This window comes from Micromonospora sp. ABR4_055 (genome assembly GCF_056160425.1).
The window spans coordinates 1-15,913 of record NZ_JBSWXD010000024.1 but is presented as its reverse complement, the minus strand read 5'-3'; the positions used below and the strand labels follow the sequence as shown (position 1 = coordinate 15,913).

Sequence of the window (15,913 nt, the reverse complement as noted above, 5' to 3'; positions counted from 1 at the left end):
CCGGTGAGAGCAGGGCGGCGCGGACTCCGTGATCAGTCCACGGGGTCCGCGCCGTCGCGCGCCAGAACCAGTCGGTCCCAGACCAGGTTCAGCTCGGGGTCAGACGCCGGTCACCGACCGGATCCAGGACCGGTTGTACGCGACACTGCCATAGTTCTGGATGTTGACGCCGTTGGCGGTCGACGCCACCCCGACCTGCTGGCCGTTGTAGAACTGCGGGCCGCCGGAGTCGCCCCGCCAGGCGTTGCCGTTGATCCGGGTGCTGCGGATCGCCCGGCCGCCGTACGCGTCGCTGACGCTGGTGCTGGTCACCTGGACCGAGGCGGTCTTCAGCTGGGTCGACGCGCCGCAGCCGCTGTAGCAGGTCATGCCCCAGCCGTAGATGCTGTTGGTCGAGCCGACCGGCGGGTAGCTGCTGGACAGCGTCACATAGCTGGTGCTGACCGGGCTGGAGAAGTAGAGCAGCGCCAGGTCGTAGCGGCCGTACGCGGAGCTGATCGTACGGGTGACGCCGCCGGAGGAGCGGTAGACGCTGCCGATCCGGACCGACATGGAGCCGCTGACACAGTGCCGCGCGGTGAGCACCCAGTTGGCGGCGATGATCGTGCCGGAACAGGTGAACGAGCCGTTGCTGAAGACCGCGGCGGCCCACGGGGCAGACGACACCGTCCCGCCGCCGATGATCTCTTCCGGTGCGGCCGTCGCCGCGGTCGGCGTGGCCAGCAGGCCGATCAGGGTGGTGGCTACTGCTGCCGCAGCCAGGCGAACACGCATGGGTGGGCTCCTTCCGAGGGGGCGACCCGGGGTACGGGTGGTGAGCCACGCCGCCGGACCTGTTATCCGGCGGCAGAGTGTTACAGCGTCCGTCCGACGGTCGTCATCGGGCGTTTGACGAATGACGTTAAGCCCTACGGCGGTCATCTACAAGAATCAAATTGAAGTCATACGATGCGTTGATGCCCCGCAGTGGCGTCCCGCGCTCTCGATCCCGCGCTGCGTCCGGTGGCGGTCGCCAACGGGGGTGCGGCAGGCCGTTCGTGGGCGTTCGGTCTGCCCAGTGAGCCGGTCCGTCGGCGGTGGCCGATGTCGTCGTTATCGGTTCGTGGCTGATTTGTGGCCCGATCACCGATTCGGCTCTTCGACCGCCGGTGCGTCGCACCCGGTGCCACCAGGTAGGCTGAGCGGTGCGCGGCCCGTTCGAGGCCGGCACCCCCAACGCGTACACGGTCAGGAGTGCCACGTGGCTCGCGTCGTCGTCGACGTCATGCTCAAGCCGGAAATTCTCGATCCCCAGGGCCAGGCTGTCGCGAACGCGCTGCCGAGACTCGGTGTCAGCGACGTCTCGGCGGTGCGGATCGGCCGACGGATCGAGATCGAGTTCGCCGGCGAGCCCGACCTGGATCGGGCCCGTGAGATCGCGGACAAGTTGCTGGCCAACCCGGTCATCGAGGACTACCAGGTCCGGGTGGCCGAGCAGCCTGAGACAGCCGGTGATCCATCATGAGTGCCCGGATCGGGGTGGTCACCTTCCCGGGCTCGCTCGACGACGGCGACGCCGCCCGCGCGGTGCGGCTCGCCGGTGGGGAGCCGGTCCGACTGTGGCACGGCGACGCCGATCTGCGCGGCGTCGAGGCGGTGGTGCTACCCGGTGGCTTCTCGTACGGCGACTATCTGCGCTGCGGAGCCATCGCCCGGTTCGCCCCGGTCATGCAGTCGATCGTCGCTGCTGCCGGTGACGGCCTACCGGTGCTCGGCATCTGCAACGGCTTCCAGATCCTCTGCGAGGCCCACCTGCTGCCCGGCGCGCTCACCCGCAACCAGCACCTGCACTTCCGCAACCGGGACCAGATGCTCCGCGTCGAGACCGCCGGGACCGCGTTCACCAACGCGTTCTCTCCGAAGCAGGAGATCCTCGTCCCGCTCAAGAGCGGCGAAGGCTGCTACGTGGCCGACGAACAGACCCTTGACGAGTTGGAGTCGACCGGCCGGGTGGTGGCCCGCTACGTCGGCGGCAACCCCAACGGTTCGCTGCGGGACATCGCTGGCATCACCAACCCCACCGGCAACGTCGTCGGGCTGATGCCCCACCCGGAACACGCCGTCGAGGACCTGACCGGTCCGTCCCGGGACGGGCTGGGCTTCTTCACCTCCATCCTCAAGCACCTCGCGGGAGTGCCGGCATGACCACCCAGTCGGAGGCGGCGGCCGCCGCCGGCCCGGCAGAGACCAACCTCGGGGTGCAGGGTGAACGATACGCCGATGGCCCGGACACCGTCGAACGCGCCACCGACACCCCTGGTGAGCTGCAGCCGTACACCGAGCTGGGGCTGCGTGACGACGAGTACGAGCGGATCCAACAGATCCTCGGCCGCCGGCCGACCCAGTCCGAGCTCGCCATGTACTCGATCATGTGGAGCGAACACTGCTCCTACAAGTCGAGCAAGGTGCATCTGCGGCAGTTCAGCGAGAAGGCTCCGGCCAGTGACCTGATGCTCGCCGGCATCGGGGAGAACGCCGGCGTCATCCGGGTCTCCGACACCCTCGCCGTCACCTTCAAGGTCGAGTCGCACAACCACCCCAGCTTCGTCGAGCCGTACCAGGGGGCGGCCACCGGCGTCGGCGGCATCGTCCGCGACATCCTCGCCATGGGCGCCCGCCCGGTCGCCGTGATGGACCCGCTGCGGTTCGGCGCCGCCGACCACCCCGACACGGCCCGGGTGCTGCCCGGCGTCGTCGCCGGGGTCGGCGGCTACGGCAACTGCCTGGGCCTGCCCAACATCGGCGGCGAGGTCGTGTTCGACCCCTGCTACCAGGGAAACCCGCTGGTCAACGCGCTCTGCCTCGGCGTACTGCCGGTCGACCGGCTGCAGAACAAGGCCGCCGCCGGAGCCGGCAACGTCGTGGTGCTGATGGGTGCCAAGACCGGCCGGGACGGCATCGGCGGGGTGTCGGTGCTGGCCAGCGCCACCTTCGACGACGCCAGCCAGCAGCGCCGCCCGTCGGTACAGGTCGGCGACCCGTTCATGGAGAAGCTGCTGATCGAGTCGTGCCTGGAGCTGTACGACGCCGGGCTGGTCGTCGGCATCCAGGACCTCGGCGGCGCCGGTTTGACCTGCGCGCTCACCGAGACCGCCGCCGCTGCCGGCACCGGCATGCGGGTCTGGCTGGAGCGGGTCCCGCTGCGTGAGCCGTCGATGGAGCCGCACGAGATCCTGGCCAGCGAGTCGCAGGAACGGATGCTGCTGATCGTCGAGCCGGCGCAGCTCGACGCGGTGCTCGCCACCGCCGAGAAGTGGGGCGTGCTGGCCACCGCGATCGGTGAGGTCACCCCGACCGAGCCGGACGGTCGGCCCGGGCGGCTGGTGATCACCTGGCGTGACCACGTGGTGGTCGACGTTCCACCGGGGTCGCTGGCCGACGACGGCCCGGTCTACGCCCGGCCGATGCGCGAGCCGGCGGACCTGATCCTGCTGCAGGCCGACCGGGCGGAGACGCTGCCCCGCCCCGGCTCCCCGGACGAGCTGCGGGAAACCCTGCTGCGGATGATCGCCTCGCCGAACCTGTGCGACCGCAGCTGGGTGACCGAGCAGTACGACCGGTACGTGCTGGGCAACACCGTGCTGGCCCAGCCCGAGGACGCCGGGGTCATCCGGATCGACGAGCAGAGCGGGCTCGGCGTCGCCCTGTCGGTCGACGGCAACGGACGGTACGCCCGGCTTGACCCGTACCAGGGGGCGAAGCTCGCGCTTGCCGAGTCGTACCGCAATGTGGCGGTGACCGGTGCCCGCCCGGTGGCGGTCACGAACTGCCTCAACTTCGGCTCCCCCGAGGACCCGAGCGTGATGTGGCAGTTCGCCGAGGCGGTTCGCGGCCTCGCCGACGGCTGCGCCGAGCTAGGTATCCCGGTGACCGGCGGCAATGTCAGCTTCTACAACCAGACCGGTGCCGCCGCGATCCACCCCACCCCGGTGGTCGGTGTGCTCGGGGTGCTCGACGACGTGGCGCAGCGCGTCCCGATGGGCTTCGTGCCGCCGTCACACAGCGACGGTGACCTGATCATGCTGCTCGGCGAGACCGAGCTGGAACTCTCCGGATCGGAATGGGCCTGGGTCACCCACCGGCACCTCGGCGGTACGCCGCCCAAGGTCGACCTGGACCGGGAGCGGGTGCTGGCCACCGTGATCGCTGAGGCGGCCCGGGTGGGGCACATCACCTCGGCCCACGACCTCTCCGACGGAGGGCTCGCCCAGGCACTGGTCGAGGCGTGCCTGCGCCGGTCGATCGGGGCGCGGATCGCGTTGCCGCCGGAGTTCAGCGACGGCTCTATGCCGTTCGTGTTCCTGTTCAGCGAGTCGGCGGGGCGGGCCATGGTGGCCGTGCCGCGCGGGCACGAGAAGGCGTTCACCGCGCTCTGCGTGGAGCACGGACTGCCCTGGACCATGATCGGGGTGACCGATCCGGCGGCCCGCCTGTTGGAGGTCCGCGATCAGTTCAGCGTCGGTCTGGACGAGCTGCGTGGCGCGCACACCGGCACCCTGCCGGCGCTGTTCAGCGCGGTAGGGCCGCGCAACGTGCCGGCGGACCCGCAGGATCCGGACGCAGTCGGGATCCTGGCCAGTGACGCGGTTGCGGTCGACGCCCCGGCCGGTACGCCGGAGCACATCCCGGCGACCGTGGACGTCGACCCGGACAGCGACGAGGCTGACGCGGTGAGCGAGCCTGCTGCGGTGACCGAGCGGGAAACGGAAGCAGTCACCGACAGCGACACGGTGGCCGACGACGATGCGGCCGACGACGAGGCGGCCGACGGCGACGCGGCTCAGCCGGTGGACCGCCCCGATCCGTCCGCCAGCAAGCCGAAGAACCAGAGCTGACCGGGCGGACGACAAGCTGACCGAGCGATGATGGGCCGGACCCCGCTAGGGTCCGGCCCATCTCATTGATGTCGCGTCGATCGGCCGTCAGTCGTCGAGCCAGTCGAGGGAACGTCGCTCACCCCGGTTGCCTGCCTGCGGCGTGGCACCATGCCGCGGCTGGTCCCCGGGCGGCTGCTCACCGCCGTACGGCTGCTGGTCGTAGGGCTGCTGTCCGTACGGCATCTGCTGGTCGTAGCCACCCCGTTGGTCCGGGACGCGGCGGTCGTCGTAGCCGCCGCCCTGGTCGTAGCCGCCACCGGTTGGGGCACCGTACCCGCCTGGTTCCCGGCCGGACTCGTAGCCCGCCGACCCGTAGCCCTGGTCGGAGCCGTAGCCGCTGCCCCGGTCGCCACCGTAGCCACCGGCCGGGTAGCCCGCGTCCGGGTAGCCACCGGCCTGGGGCTGACTTTCCCCGTAGCTTCCGCCGTAGCCGGCACTTGTGCCGTAACCACCGCCCTCCGGCCCGTAACCGGGGCTGCCGCCCCGGTAGCCGGGCTGCGGCGGCTCCGGACCACGCGGTGGTGGCGGCACGTCGCCGCGCCCCTGATCCGGGCCGGGGTAACCGGCGGATTCGTACGGTGGGCCGGACTGCCCGTAGCCGCCCGGCTCGTAGCGCCCGGTCGGCTCGTCGTAACGATCGGCGCCGTACCCGCCGGCGGGGGAGTCCGCTCCGTAGCTGCCGCCGGAGTAGCCCGCGCCGCCGGCGTCGCCGTAGCTCCGGCTACTGCGGTAGCCGCCGGCCTCGTCGGCTGGCGGCCGACCGGCCGGCTCGCCGTACTGACCGGGTGCCGGCGGGGTGCCGTAGGTGCCGGGTGCCCCGGACGACGGGGCGTTGCCGCCGTACGGGCCGCCGGACGACGGGGCACCGCCGTACGGGCCGCCGGACGACGGGGCACCGCCGTACGGGCCGCCTGACGAGGGCGGGACGCCGTAGGTGCCGGGTGCCCCGGACGACGGGGCGTTGCCGCCGTACTGACTGCCGCCGTAGGTGCCGCCGGAGCGGGCCGCACCGCCCGGTCCGCCGTAGCCGGATCCACTACCCGGCTGGTCGGCGCCGGGAACCGCGCCGTAAACGCTGGTAGCACCGGCGGGGTCGGAGCCGTAGCCGGGCTGGGTCGGTGGTCCACCCCAACCGGGGCGCTGGTCCGCGCCGTACCGTGGTTCGGGCCCGCCCGGCGGGGTCGGACCGGGCGGCGGCGGAGCACCGTACGGGTCGGGAAACTCGTCCTTGATCGGTGGCATCTGGTGCAGCATCGTCGGCGCGTCCGACAACGACGGCCGGGTCACCATGGTGGCGTCGGAGACCGGGCCGGGCGGCATCGGCGGCATCGCCACCCGGGTCGCGTCGTCGGCACCGTGGTAGACGCCTCGACTTCCCGGCGCGGCGGCCCGACCGCCAGCTGGGTCGTCGTCAGCCGGCTCCGGGTCGTCGTCGACGTCGCCGTCCTTGCGCCGCACCAACAGCAGCACGATGGCCCCGACACCGAGCGCGACCAGCAGGCCGCCCATGATGATCAGCAGCCAGGAGCCCATCCCCCCGCCGCTGCTCTCGTTCGCCAGGTTCTCGGTGTCGACCGGTGGGGCGTCGGTGGCCGCGCCGCTCGGCGTCGCCTCGGCGGTCGCCGACGGGGTCGCCTCCGGGGTGGCCGACGGGGTCGGCTCCACGTTCGACTTCAGGGTGATCCGGTCGACGGTGATCGACTGCCCGGCGGCGGCGGTGACGACCTTCACATCGCTGTCGTCGTACTCGTCGGCGGTCGCCGCGATCCGGATGTCGCCGGGGACGATGGGTCGGTCGTTGCTGGAGGTGAACCGGTAGTTGCCGTTGCCGTTGGTGGTGGTGTCGTAGCTGTTGCTCTGCGAGTCGCTCATCACGACCACGGCGCCTTCGATCGGTACACCGGTGGAGACGTCGGTGACCTTGCCGGCGACCTCCTTGACCCGGGGCGCCTCCTGCGGCCCGCGGACCGAGACGTCGCGCTGGACCCGGCCGTTCTCTCCGTCGACCACGGCGACGATCTCCACCCGGCCGGTGCGGTTCTGGTTGGTCCCGACGTTGCCGGCGATCAGCTCGACCGTGTAGGTCTTGCTCGCGCCCCGGTCGATCGTGTCGGTGAAGTCGCACTGACCTTCGCACCGCAGCTCGTTGATGTTCGTGGCGACCCGGATGTTGAAGGACGTCCCGCCCTCCACCTCTTCGTCGGCCGGGTTGTTGTTGCGGACCTCGAATTCGAGGGTGGCGCGGCCGCCGGAGGTGAGGTTGGCGTTGGAGAGGCTGCGGATGGTGACTGTGGGTGCCTCGGCGGCCGCTGGCGCGGCGGGCAGGCCGACTAGTGCGACGGCAGCCAGCGCTGCGACAACACCGGCCCGCGAAAGCCAGGCTCGTAGGTGTGTTGTCACGTCCACCGCCTTCCGGTTTGATCCTTCCCCCGCACCAGGATTCGGGCAGGGGTCACCCGTGACGAGTACACCGTCGGCAACTATGCCTTGCCGGGACGGATGTGCGCGACCCAGGGGCGGGAGCAACTGGTACCGGAGCTAGTCGTATCGTCCCGATGTGTCCTCTCCGTACAGTAAGTCCACTACGGTCGCCGCCGTGCGGGACGCCCTTGCGTCCGGTGCCGTCCCTGCCCGTGTGCAGCTGCGCGACGCGGTCCGCTTGCTGTTGGCGGCGCTGGCCGAGCGAGCGCCGGGCCGATCGGTGGAGGTCCGTGTCCCACCTTACGGTGCAATTCAGTGTGTAGCCGGGCCGCGACACACCCGCGGCACGCCCGCGAACGTGGTGGAGATCGACCCGGTGACCTGGGTGCTCCTGGCGAGCGGCGACCTCGACTGGGCCTCGGCCATGGCGAACGGACAAATCTCCGCGAGTGGTCCGAGGGCCGATATATCGCCGTACCTGCCGCTGTGAGGCAGGCCGGCGATCTGGCGGCCGGCTGCGACGGTCACCCGGCAGGTGTGGGGCCAAATGGAGCACTCTGGGCCAACCGGAACCTCGCGTACACTGTTCGGCGACGGTATTCCGGTGACACCCCGCGCTGAGGCGTGCAGGCCACGTGCAGGCCAGGCGTCAGTGCGGACCAGTACGAGGGAGCGGCAGGTGCCTCGAGGCGACGGCCGGTTGAGTCACGATCTTGATCCCCAACGACCCGGTCCGCAGGATGCATGTGGCGTGTTCGGTGTGTGGGCACCGGGGGAAGAGGTCGCGAAGCTCAGCTACTTCGGTCTCTACGCCCTGCAGCACCGGGGCCAGGAAGCCGCTGGGATCGCGGTGAGTGACGGCTCCGGCGTGGTGGTCTACAAGGATCTCGGCCTGGTGGCCCAGGTCTTCGACGAGCCGACCCTGGCCAGCCTGCGCGGCCACCTCGCCATCGGGCATGCGCGCTACTCCACCACCGGTGGCTCGACGTGGGAGAATGCCCAGCCGACGATCAAGGCGACCAGCGCCGGCACGACGATCGCCCTGGCGCACAACGGCAACCTGGTCAACACCGCGGAGCTCGCCCGCGAGGTGGTCGACCGAGGGCTGTCCGGCGACGGCTCGACCTCGGACACCGCCCTGGTCACCAGCCTGCTGGCCAGCCGCCCGGACCTGTCGGTCGAGGCCGCGGCGCTGGAGGTGCTGCCGACCCTGCGGGGCGCGTTCAGCTTCGTCTTCATGGACGAAACCACGCTGTACGCGGCGCGTGACCCGCACGGCGTCCGGCCCCTGGTGCTCGGCCGGCTGGAGCGGGGCTGGGTGGTCGCCAGTGAGACCGCCGCGCTGGACATCGTCGGCGCCACCGTGGTCCGCGAGGTGGAGCCAGGCGAGCTGATCGCCATCGACGAACACGGGCTCCGGTCGGCCCGGTTCGCCCCGCCGGAGCCGAAGGGCTGCCTGTTCGAGTACGTGTACATCGCCCGCCCGGACACCACCATCGCCGGGCGCAACGTGCACGCCGCCCGGGTGCAGATCGGCCGCCGCCTGGCCCGGGAGCACCCGGTCGAGGCGGACCTGGTGATCCCGGTGCCGGAGTCGGGCACGCCGGCCGCGATCGGCTACGCCGAGCAGTCCGGCATCACCTACGGCGCCGGCCTGATGAAGAACTCGTACGTCGGCCGTACGTTCATCCAGCCCTCCCAGACGCTGCGCCAGCTCGGCATCCGGTTGAAACTCAACCCGCTGCGCGAGAACGTCCGCGGCAAGCGCCTGGTGGTGGTCGACGATTCGATCGTGCGGGGCAACACCCAGCGGGCGATTGTGCGGATGCTGCGCGAGGCGGGTGCCCTGGAGGTGCACGTACGCATCTCGTCGCCGCCGGTGAGCTGGCCGTGCTTCTACGGCATCGACTTCGCCACCCGGGCTGAGCTGCTGGCCAACGGGCTGGACACTGAGGGTATACGCCGGTCCATCGGTGCGGATACTCTCGGTTATGTATCGCTTGCCGGTCTGATAGCGGCAACCGAGCAGCCGAAGACACGATTGTGTCGGGCATGTTTCGATGGGGAGTACCCGATCGAGTTGCCAGCTGGCAATCTGATCGGCAAGCACGTGCTCGAAGGTGTGGACCGCCGGGTCGCTGGCGGGGTCGGCCATCCGGGGGACATCACCGAGCAGGACTATCAGGCCGGCGGCGACCGGACCGGCCCGGGCGCTCAACGGTTCGCTGTCAGCACTGGCGGCCCCGAGGCCCTGCACCGCCCGTAGCACCGGCCGGACCGGCCTCGGCCGTCCGACCGGCAGCCCGAGTCGAGCGATCCTCGACAGCTACCCGACGCGGCTTCGCCGCGAGAAGCACAAAGGGGAGAACCGTGACGCACGTGACTGAGCGCGGCAGCGCGGACGTCGGCCCGCCCGCCGACGACTCCGGCGCCCGGACGGTCAACCGCCAGCCGTGGACGGCCAGCGCCGGCCGGTCCGGCCGCAAACGCACGGTGACGTACGCGGACGCCGGCGTCTCCATCCACGCCGGTGAGCGCGCCGTCGAGCTGCTCAAGTCGAAGGTGCACAAGACGACCCGGCCCGAGGTGATGGGCGACATCGGCGGCTTCGCCGGGCTCTTCCGGCTCGACGTGCAGAAGTACCGGCACCCGATCCTGGCCTCGTCGACGGACGGGGTGGGCACCAAGCTGGTCATTGCCCAACAGATGAACATCCACGACACGGTCGGCATCGACCTGGTCGCGATGGTGGTCGACGACCTGGTCGCCTGTGGGGCGGAGCCGCTGTTCCTGCTCGACTACATCGCCTGCGGCGAGGTCGTGCCGGACAAGGTCGCCGAGATCGGCGCCGGCATCTCCGACGGCTGCCGGTACGCCGGTTGCGCACTGCTCGGCGGCGAGACCGCCGAACACCCCGGGGTGCTGCGGCCGGACGAGTACGACGTCTCCGCGACCGGCGTCGGCGTGGTCGAGGAGAGCGAGATCCTCGGCCGGGACCGCGTCGAGGTGGGCGACGTGGTGATCGCGATGCGCTCCTCGGGCCTGCACTCCAACGGCTACTCGCTGGTCCGCCACGTGCTGCTCGGTGCCGGTCGGATGCGGCTGGACACGGTGGTCGACGACTTCGGCCGGCAGCGGACCCTGGGTGAGGAGCTGCTCACCCCGACCAAGATCTACGCCCGGGACTGCCTGAAGCTGATCGAGGAGTGCGAGGTCCGGGCCCTGGCCCACGTGACCGGCGGTGGCATCCCCGGAAACCTGGTGCGGATCCTCCCTGAGCACGTCGACGCGCTGGTCAACCGCGCCACCTGGAGGCCGCAGCCGATCTTCGATCTGGTGCAGGCGAAGGGGCGGATCGAGGACAACGAGATGGAGTCGACGTTCAACATGGGCGTCGGCATGTTCGCCATCGTCTCAGCCCAGGACGCCGACCGGGCGCTCGCCTGCCTGACCGGCAGCGGCATCGAGGCCTGGCAGGCCGGCGACATCATCGAGGGCAGCGGCACCGTACAGATGGTCGGCCACCACACCCGGGGCTGACGGCGGGCCGCTGCCGCGTCATCCGGGCGGGCCGTCGCCGCCGCGTCCCGGCGGGCCGTACCGCCGATTCACCTCGGCAGACCCCGACACCTAGCCTGAAACGGCATCCGTCACAGGCAGGAGGATGGGGATGAGCAGGGCCGAAACCCGGCAGGACCCGGCCGGTGGGGAGCGGCCGGCCCCCACCGGCATGCGCGGCGTGGCGACCGTCCCGAGCTACGTCGTCATGCAGCCCACCACGCTGTGCAACCTGGACTGCAGCTACTGCTACCTGCCGTTGCGGGCGGCCAACCGGCGGATGCCGGTCGCCGTGGCCGAGGCTGTCGCCCGGCCGGTGAACGTCTGGGCGGCGCAGCGGGGACGCCGGTTCTCGGTGGTCTGGCACGGTGGTGAGCCGCTGGCCGCCGGGCCGGACCATCTGGCGGCGCTGATCCGCCCGTTCAGCGCCGACGTGGAGCACCACGTGCAGACCAACGCGACCTTGATCGACGACCCCTGGTGTGAGTTCTTCCGCGAGTACCGGGTGAGGGTCAGCGTCAGCGTCGACGGTCCGCGGGCGCGTAACGACAGCCGGCACACCCGGGGTGGTCGGCCCGCTTACGACCAGATCCGGAGCGGTGTCGAAGCGCTACGCCGGCATGGGATCGAATTCTCGGCGCTCTGCGTGGTCAGCGACCCGAGCCCTGGCCTGGCCACCGAGCTGTACCGCTTCTTCCTCGACCTCGGCTGCGACGTGCTGGGCATCAACATCGAGGAGACGGAGGGCGTGAACGTCCGGCCGAACCGCTGGCCGGACCGGGCCGTCGCCGGCTTCTGGGCGGAACTGGTCGGAGCCTGGCGGCGGGCACCGCGGATCCATCTGCGCGAGGTGGAATGGTCACTGCGGTACGCGGCGGCCGTGCTCGACGGCACGGCCGACGAGGTGCTGCCCCGCCAGCTCGACCCGATCCCCACCATCGGGTACGACGGGTCGGTGGTGCTGCTCTCGCCGGAGCTGGCCGGCTTCTCCGACCCCCGGTACGGGGACTTCACCAGCGGAAACGTGCTGACCAGTGGGCTGGCCGAGATCCTCGCCACGCCGGAACGGACACCCTGGGTCACCGAGTTCGTGGCGGGCGTCGAGGCATGCCGGACCACCTGTCCGTACTTCCGGTTCTGCGGAGGTGGTCACGCTGCCAACCGTTACTTCGAACACGGGCGTTTTGATGGTACGGAGACCAACCACTGCCGTAACAGCAAGATCCATCTACTGGAGGGAGTGTTGGCCCATGCCAGAGACCAGCCGGCAGCGGCCTGAACCGGTCGGTGCAGCCCCGGGCGCCACCGTCGCCGAAGCAGGTGGCGACGATCAGGTGGCGGACCGGGTGTACGCCGTCCGGGACGGTCTGGCACTGCTGCTCGCCGAAGCGGATCAGGCCCGGCGGCGGCGCGCCGAGGCGGACGGTGCCGACGGCGCGGTCTGCGCCTGGAACCACTTCGAGAACATTCCGACCTTCTACAACTGGAACAACCGCCCCCGTTGACCGCTTCAACCGGTTTCGTCGACCGCCCTGACCGGCCCCCGTACGCGGACATGGCGGACGCACCAGCCGCCCCGCGTGCCGATGGACATCCGGTGGTGCCTACCCCGTCTTGGGGTACGCACCACCGGATGGTGGCATTCCGACACACGTACGGCGACCAGCCGGGCCGGAGTCCTCGTCGACACGAATCAGCACGCGGACACTGACCGCGTGCTCTGATCAGTCGGACCCTCAGCGGGACGAAGAGGGTGTCCAGTTACCCCGGTCGTCGTCGGCTGGGTCGTCCTCGTCATCGTCGTCGAGGTACGGATCGTACTCGTCGTCGAAATCACGGTCCGACTTGCCGCTGCCGGCGAGCTCTCGCTGCAAGGCGGCGAGGTCGGTGTTCGGGGAGTGGTATTTCAGCTCCCTGGCCACCTTTGTCTGCTTGGCCTTAGCACGGCCGCGCCCCATGGCTCGACCCCCTCGCACAGAATTCGGGGCAGCCCGAAGGCGGGCCCCGATGACGTCAGGCATCTCTCGTGGCTCTTACGGTACATGGGCGAACCCAGGTTCGGCACCTCGGGTTGCATCGGGTCGCTCCCGCGCGTCATCGGCGGCCGACGTCGTCACGGGCAGCAGCGGGGTCCGTCACGGGCAGCTGGGAGGTAAGGAGCCCGATCCCCGCCGCTCGTGACCCGTACGGGTGATTCTCCACACGCCCGGTGACGGCCACCCGACCGGACCGGCGGGTCTGCTCCCAGGACGGCGCTGCTCAGGGGTGGCGGCTCACCGGAGATGGATCGCGCGCAGCCGACCAACCTCGGCCATCCGGCGTTCAGCGAGCCGGTCGGCCGCCACCGCCGGCGGCACGCCCTCCCGGTCGGCGCTGCGCAGGATCTCCCGAGTGGTCTGGTAGATGCGCGTCGCCCGCGCCTTGGCCCGGTCGAAGTCGAACCCGTACCGGCCGTTGGCCGACGGTGTCGTGGCCCCGGTCACCTCGTCGGCCACCTGGATCACCCCGCCGGCGTTGACGACGTAGTCCGGGGCGTAGAGGATGCCTCGCTCGGCGAGCAGCTTCTCGACGCCGGGGTGGGCCAACTGGTTGTTGGCAGCCCCGGCGACGATTGCGGCCCGCAGCGCCGGCACAGTGTCGTCGTCGAGCGCCCCGCCGAGCGCGCAGGGCGCGTAGACGTCGATCTCCTGGCGGATCAGCACGTCGGTGTCGTCCACCAGGTCCACCTGCGGGTGGGTGCGCCGGGCCCAGTCCAGGGCCTGTTCGCTGACGTCGGTGGCCATCACCGCGGCACCGTCGTCGAGTAGATGCCCGGTCAACTGCCGGCCCACCTTGCCGAGCCCGGCGATGCCGACCCGCCGGCCGGCGAGACTGGCCGAACCCCACCGGTGCTCGGCGGCGGCGCGCATGCCCTGGAACACCCCCCAGGCGGTGAGCTCGGAGGAGTCACCGGCCCCGCCCTGCGCACGGCTGCGCCCGGTGGCGAACCGGGTCTCCCGGGCCACGACGTCCATGTCCGGCACGAAGGTGCCGACGTCGCAGGCGGTGTAGTAGCGCCCGCCGAGCGATTCGACGAACCGGCCGTACGCGCGCAGCAGTGCCTCGGTCTTGAGCTGCTCCGGATCGCCCCAGATGACCGCTTTGCCACCACCCAGGTCGAGTCCGGCCATCGCGTTCTTGTAGGCCATCCCCCGGGACAGGTCCAGCACGTCGTGCAGGGCGTCGGCTTCGGAGGCGTACGGGTAGAAACGGGTGCCGCCGAGCGCCGGCCCGAGCGCGGTCGAGTAGATGGCGATGATCGCTCGCAGCCCGGTCGGCTGGTCCTGGCAGAAGACGACCTGTTCGTGCCCGGTGGCGGTGCCGGGGCCGGCAGTGGTGGTGAAGACGCCCATGTCTGCTCCTGAGACGGTGTCGGCACCCTCGTGAGGTGCGTCCGGTGCGCCGGGCCGGTGAGCCCTGCTGGCTTGAGCCTAGTATCGGCCGCAGCGCGACGGACCAGCCCGCTGCGGGGGTGTTTGCCCCCGGCGGGGGCGGTGTCGTGCGGTTTCGTGGGAGGATCGCGCCGTGCCGTCCCTCTTCGCTTCCTTCGCCTCATACCTGCGGGTGTACGAGCCGCTGGCCGCGTTCGACCGCGAGCGACAGGTCTACTGGCGCCGATACGTGCGGGAGGGCCGCGCGGTCGGCCCGCTGGAAGGGCCGGGCCGGCAGCGGACGGCGGTGATTGAGGCGCTCGGCGCGGGCTGGACCCGGCTGCCCGACCTGCCGGACGAGGCGTACGTGCTGGAGTCGGACGACACGCTGCTGGTCTGCCCGTGGAATCTGCGGGTGCGGGTGGCGGAGGCAGCGTTGAGCGCGCGCGACGGTGTCCCGTCGGTGCTGGCCGACGCGTTCGTCCCGCCGGTACTGGCCGGTCAGGCCAGGGCGGTGATCGACGACTGGCGCAGCGGTGCCCGGGTGCTGGAGCACGGGGTACCGCGGGTGCACGAGCAGGCCGCCACCTGGGGGGTGCCGTTGCGGTGGTTCGTCTTCGTGGACCTGGCCGAGCGTGACCTGATCGTCGCCGGGGCGCGCCGGGCGCTGCGCTACCGGACCGAGATCTCCAAGGCCCGTCGTCGGGCGTCGCGCGGACTGTCGGTGTTGCGCAAGTCGGTGGGGGATGCGCCGATCACCGAGGCGGTGGAGGAGAGTGCCCGCTGGCTCGAGGAGTTCCATCCGCGGTCGGTGGTGGAGCTTGACTACGGTGGGTTGGTGCGTCTGCTGCCGGACGAGACGCTGGAGGCCGACGATTCGCCGGGTCTGGTGAGCGCCGGGTTGGCGGCGCTCGGTCGGGGCGATGCCGAGGCGGCCGGCGAGGCGTACGAGAAGCTGGTTGCCCGGTGGCGTGCCGTTCAGCTACTGGAGCGCTGCAACTAGTAGTCGCCAAAAGGGGCGAATCAGATTCAATCACCGGGTACTAGGCGCAGATTTTTCCGCGAATCCTGAATAAGTTTCGTAATCACCCGTTCACGACCGGTGATCAAGAGTCCGATTATGGTATGTTCTGTCATAAGAAAAGGATAAAAATCGGTCATTGCTCATCCGTCCATCCAAGGACGTTCGGCCGTTCGGCCCATGTCGGACATCGGGGACTAGCCGGACCATGGGAGACGCGTCGGCCGGCGGGACCCCGGCCGATGTCTATAGCACTGTGGAGGAGTGACTGATGGCATCGCGTACGCACGAACCAGAGCCGTTGCTCACGCCGGCCGAGGTGGCGTCGATGTTCCGAGTCGACCCGAAAACCGTCACCCGGTGGGCGAAGGCCGGCAAGCTCAGCGCCATACGGACGTTGGGCGGCCACCGCCGATACCGGGAGTCGGAAGTACGTGCCCTGCTGCAGGGGCAGATTCCCCAGCAGCGGCAGGGTGATTGACTGGCCTCTCCAAGTGGCTGACATCGGCTACGCCAAGGGGGGGGGGGGCTCCCGTTTTTCTGGTGGCCGCGCCCTGTTTTTCCACCTTGTCCACGCACACAATATT

At 70.5% G+C, this 15,913-nt stretch carries 14 protein-coding genes; 10 read left to right on the top strand and 4 right to left on the bottom strand.

Annotated elements, in window-relative coordinates; genetic code table 11:
- Window positions 1–99: 99 nt before the first annotated feature.
- On the bottom strand, window positions 100–774 hold the full coding sequence (locus tag ACXAHD_RS08800; RefSeq protein ID WP_281552548.1) for a S1 family peptidase: 675 nt from the start codon (window positions 772–774) through the stop codon (window positions 100–102).
- A 466-nt stretch (window positions 775–1,240) separates the two neighbouring features.
- Between ACXAHD_RS08800 and purS the strand changes: the two genes are divergently transcribed.
- The 3 genes from purS to purL are packed head-to-tail and all read left to right on the top strand — an operon-like array spanning window position 1,241 to window position 4,874.
- On the top strand, window positions 1,241–1,504 hold the full coding sequence (gene purS / locus ACXAHD_RS08795; RefSeq protein WP_281552549.1) for a phosphoribosylformylglycinamidine synthase subunit PurS: 264 nt from the start codon (window positions 1,241–1,243) through the stop codon (window positions 1,502–1,504).
- Window positions 1,501–2,184 carry a phosphoribosylformylglycinamidine synthase subunit PurQ gene (gene purQ / locus ACXAHD_RS08790; protein WP_281552550.1) on the top strand — a complete coding sequence of 228 codons (684 nt, stop codon included), beginning with the start codon at window positions 1,501–1,503 and terminating at the stop codon, window positions 2,182–2,184. The genes purS and purQ overlap by 4 nt, the downstream gene beginning before the upstream one ends.
- Window positions 2,181–4,874, top strand: coding sequence for a phosphoribosylformylglycinamidine synthase subunit PurL (gene purL / locus ACXAHD_RS08785; RefSeq protein WP_475049671.1), 2,694 nt, complete (start codon window positions 2,181–2,183; stop codon window positions 4,872–4,874). Before purQ ends, purL begins: the two co-directional genes overlap by 4 nt.
- Before the next feature lie 87 nt (window positions 4,875–4,961).
- Here purL and ACXAHD_RS08780 read toward each other — a convergent pair whose 3' ends face one another.
- Window positions 4,962–7,316: a carboxypeptidase-like regulatory domain-containing protein gene (locus ACXAHD_RS08780; protein ID WP_475049669.1), complete on the bottom strand. Its 2,355-nt coding sequence runs from the start codon at window positions 7,314–7,316 to the stop codon at window positions 4,962–4,964.
- 157 nt (window positions 7,317–7,473) lie between these two features.
- On the opposite strand from ACXAHD_RS08780, the gene ACXAHD_RS08775 reads away from it, so the two are divergent.
- The 5 genes from ACXAHD_RS08775 (at window position 7,474) to amcA (ending at window position 12,400) form a co-directional block, all read left to right on the top strand.
- Window positions 7,474–7,827 (top strand): sterol carrier family protein, encoded by a 354-nt coding sequence (locus tag ACXAHD_RS08775; RefSeq protein WP_475049666.1) that lies wholly within the window; start codon window positions 7,474–7,476, stop codon window positions 7,825–7,827.
- 189 nt (window positions 7,828–8,016) lie between these two features.
- Window positions 8,017–9,603: an amidophosphoribosyltransferase gene (gene purF / locus ACXAHD_RS08770; protein WP_233606602.1), complete on the top strand. Its 1,587-nt coding sequence runs from the start codon at window positions 8,017–8,019 to the stop codon at window positions 9,601–9,603.
- A gap of 104 nt (window positions 9,604–9,707) precedes the next feature.
- Window positions 9,708–10,877 (top strand): phosphoribosylformylglycinamidine cyclo-ligase, encoded by a 1,170-nt coding sequence (gene purM, locus ACXAHD_RS08765; RefSeq protein ID WP_281552554.1) that lies wholly within the window; start codon window positions 9,708–9,710, stop codon window positions 10,875–10,877.
- Window positions 10,878–11,067: 190 nt separating this feature from the next.
- The gene (gene amcB / locus ACXAHD_RS08760) at window positions 11,068–12,174 is read left to right on the top strand and encodes a cyclophane-forming radical SAM peptide maturase AmcB (protein WP_475049715.1); all 1,107 of its coding nucleotides are present in this window, start codon (window positions 11,068–11,070) and stop codon (window positions 12,172–12,174) included.
- Window positions 12,146–12,400, top strand: coding sequence for a multiple cyclophane-containing RiPP AmcA (gene amcA, locus ACXAHD_RS08755; protein ID WP_281552555.1), 255 nt, complete (start codon window positions 12,146–12,148; stop codon window positions 12,398–12,400). Before amcB ends, amcA begins: the two co-directional genes overlap by 29 nt.
- A gap of 231 nt (window positions 12,401–12,631) precedes the next feature.
- Here amcA and ACXAHD_RS08750 read toward each other — a convergent pair whose 3' ends face one another.
- Both ACXAHD_RS08750 and ACXAHD_RS08745 read right to left on the bottom strand, forming a co-directional pair.
- Window positions 12,632–12,853, bottom strand: coding sequence for a DUF3073 domain-containing protein (locus ACXAHD_RS08750; protein ID WP_123606444.1), 222 nt, complete (start codon window positions 12,851–12,853; stop codon window positions 12,632–12,634).
- 315 nt (window positions 12,854–13,168) lie between these two features.
- Window positions 13,169–14,287, bottom strand: a complete 1,119-nt coding sequence (locus tag ACXAHD_RS08745; RefSeq protein WP_281552556.1) for a Glu/Leu/Phe/Val family dehydrogenase — start codon at window positions 14,285–14,287, stop codon at window positions 13,169–13,171.
- A gap of 172 nt (window positions 14,288–14,459) precedes the next feature.
- Between ACXAHD_RS08745 and ACXAHD_RS08740 the strand changes: the two genes are divergently transcribed.
- Both ACXAHD_RS08740 and ACXAHD_RS08735 read left to right on the top strand, forming a co-directional pair.
- Window positions 14,460–15,308 (top strand): DUF8083 family protein, encoded by an 849-nt coding sequence (locus tag ACXAHD_RS08740; RefSeq protein ID WP_281552557.1) that lies wholly within the window; start codon window positions 14,460–14,462, stop codon window positions 15,306–15,308.
- A 289-nt stretch (window positions 15,309–15,597) separates the two neighbouring features.
- Window positions 15,598–15,807, top strand: a complete 210-nt coding sequence (locus ACXAHD_RS08735; protein WP_007073996.1) for a BldC family transcriptional regulator — start codon at window positions 15,598–15,600, stop codon at window positions 15,805–15,807.
- Window positions 15,808–15,913 lie beyond the last annotated feature (106 nt).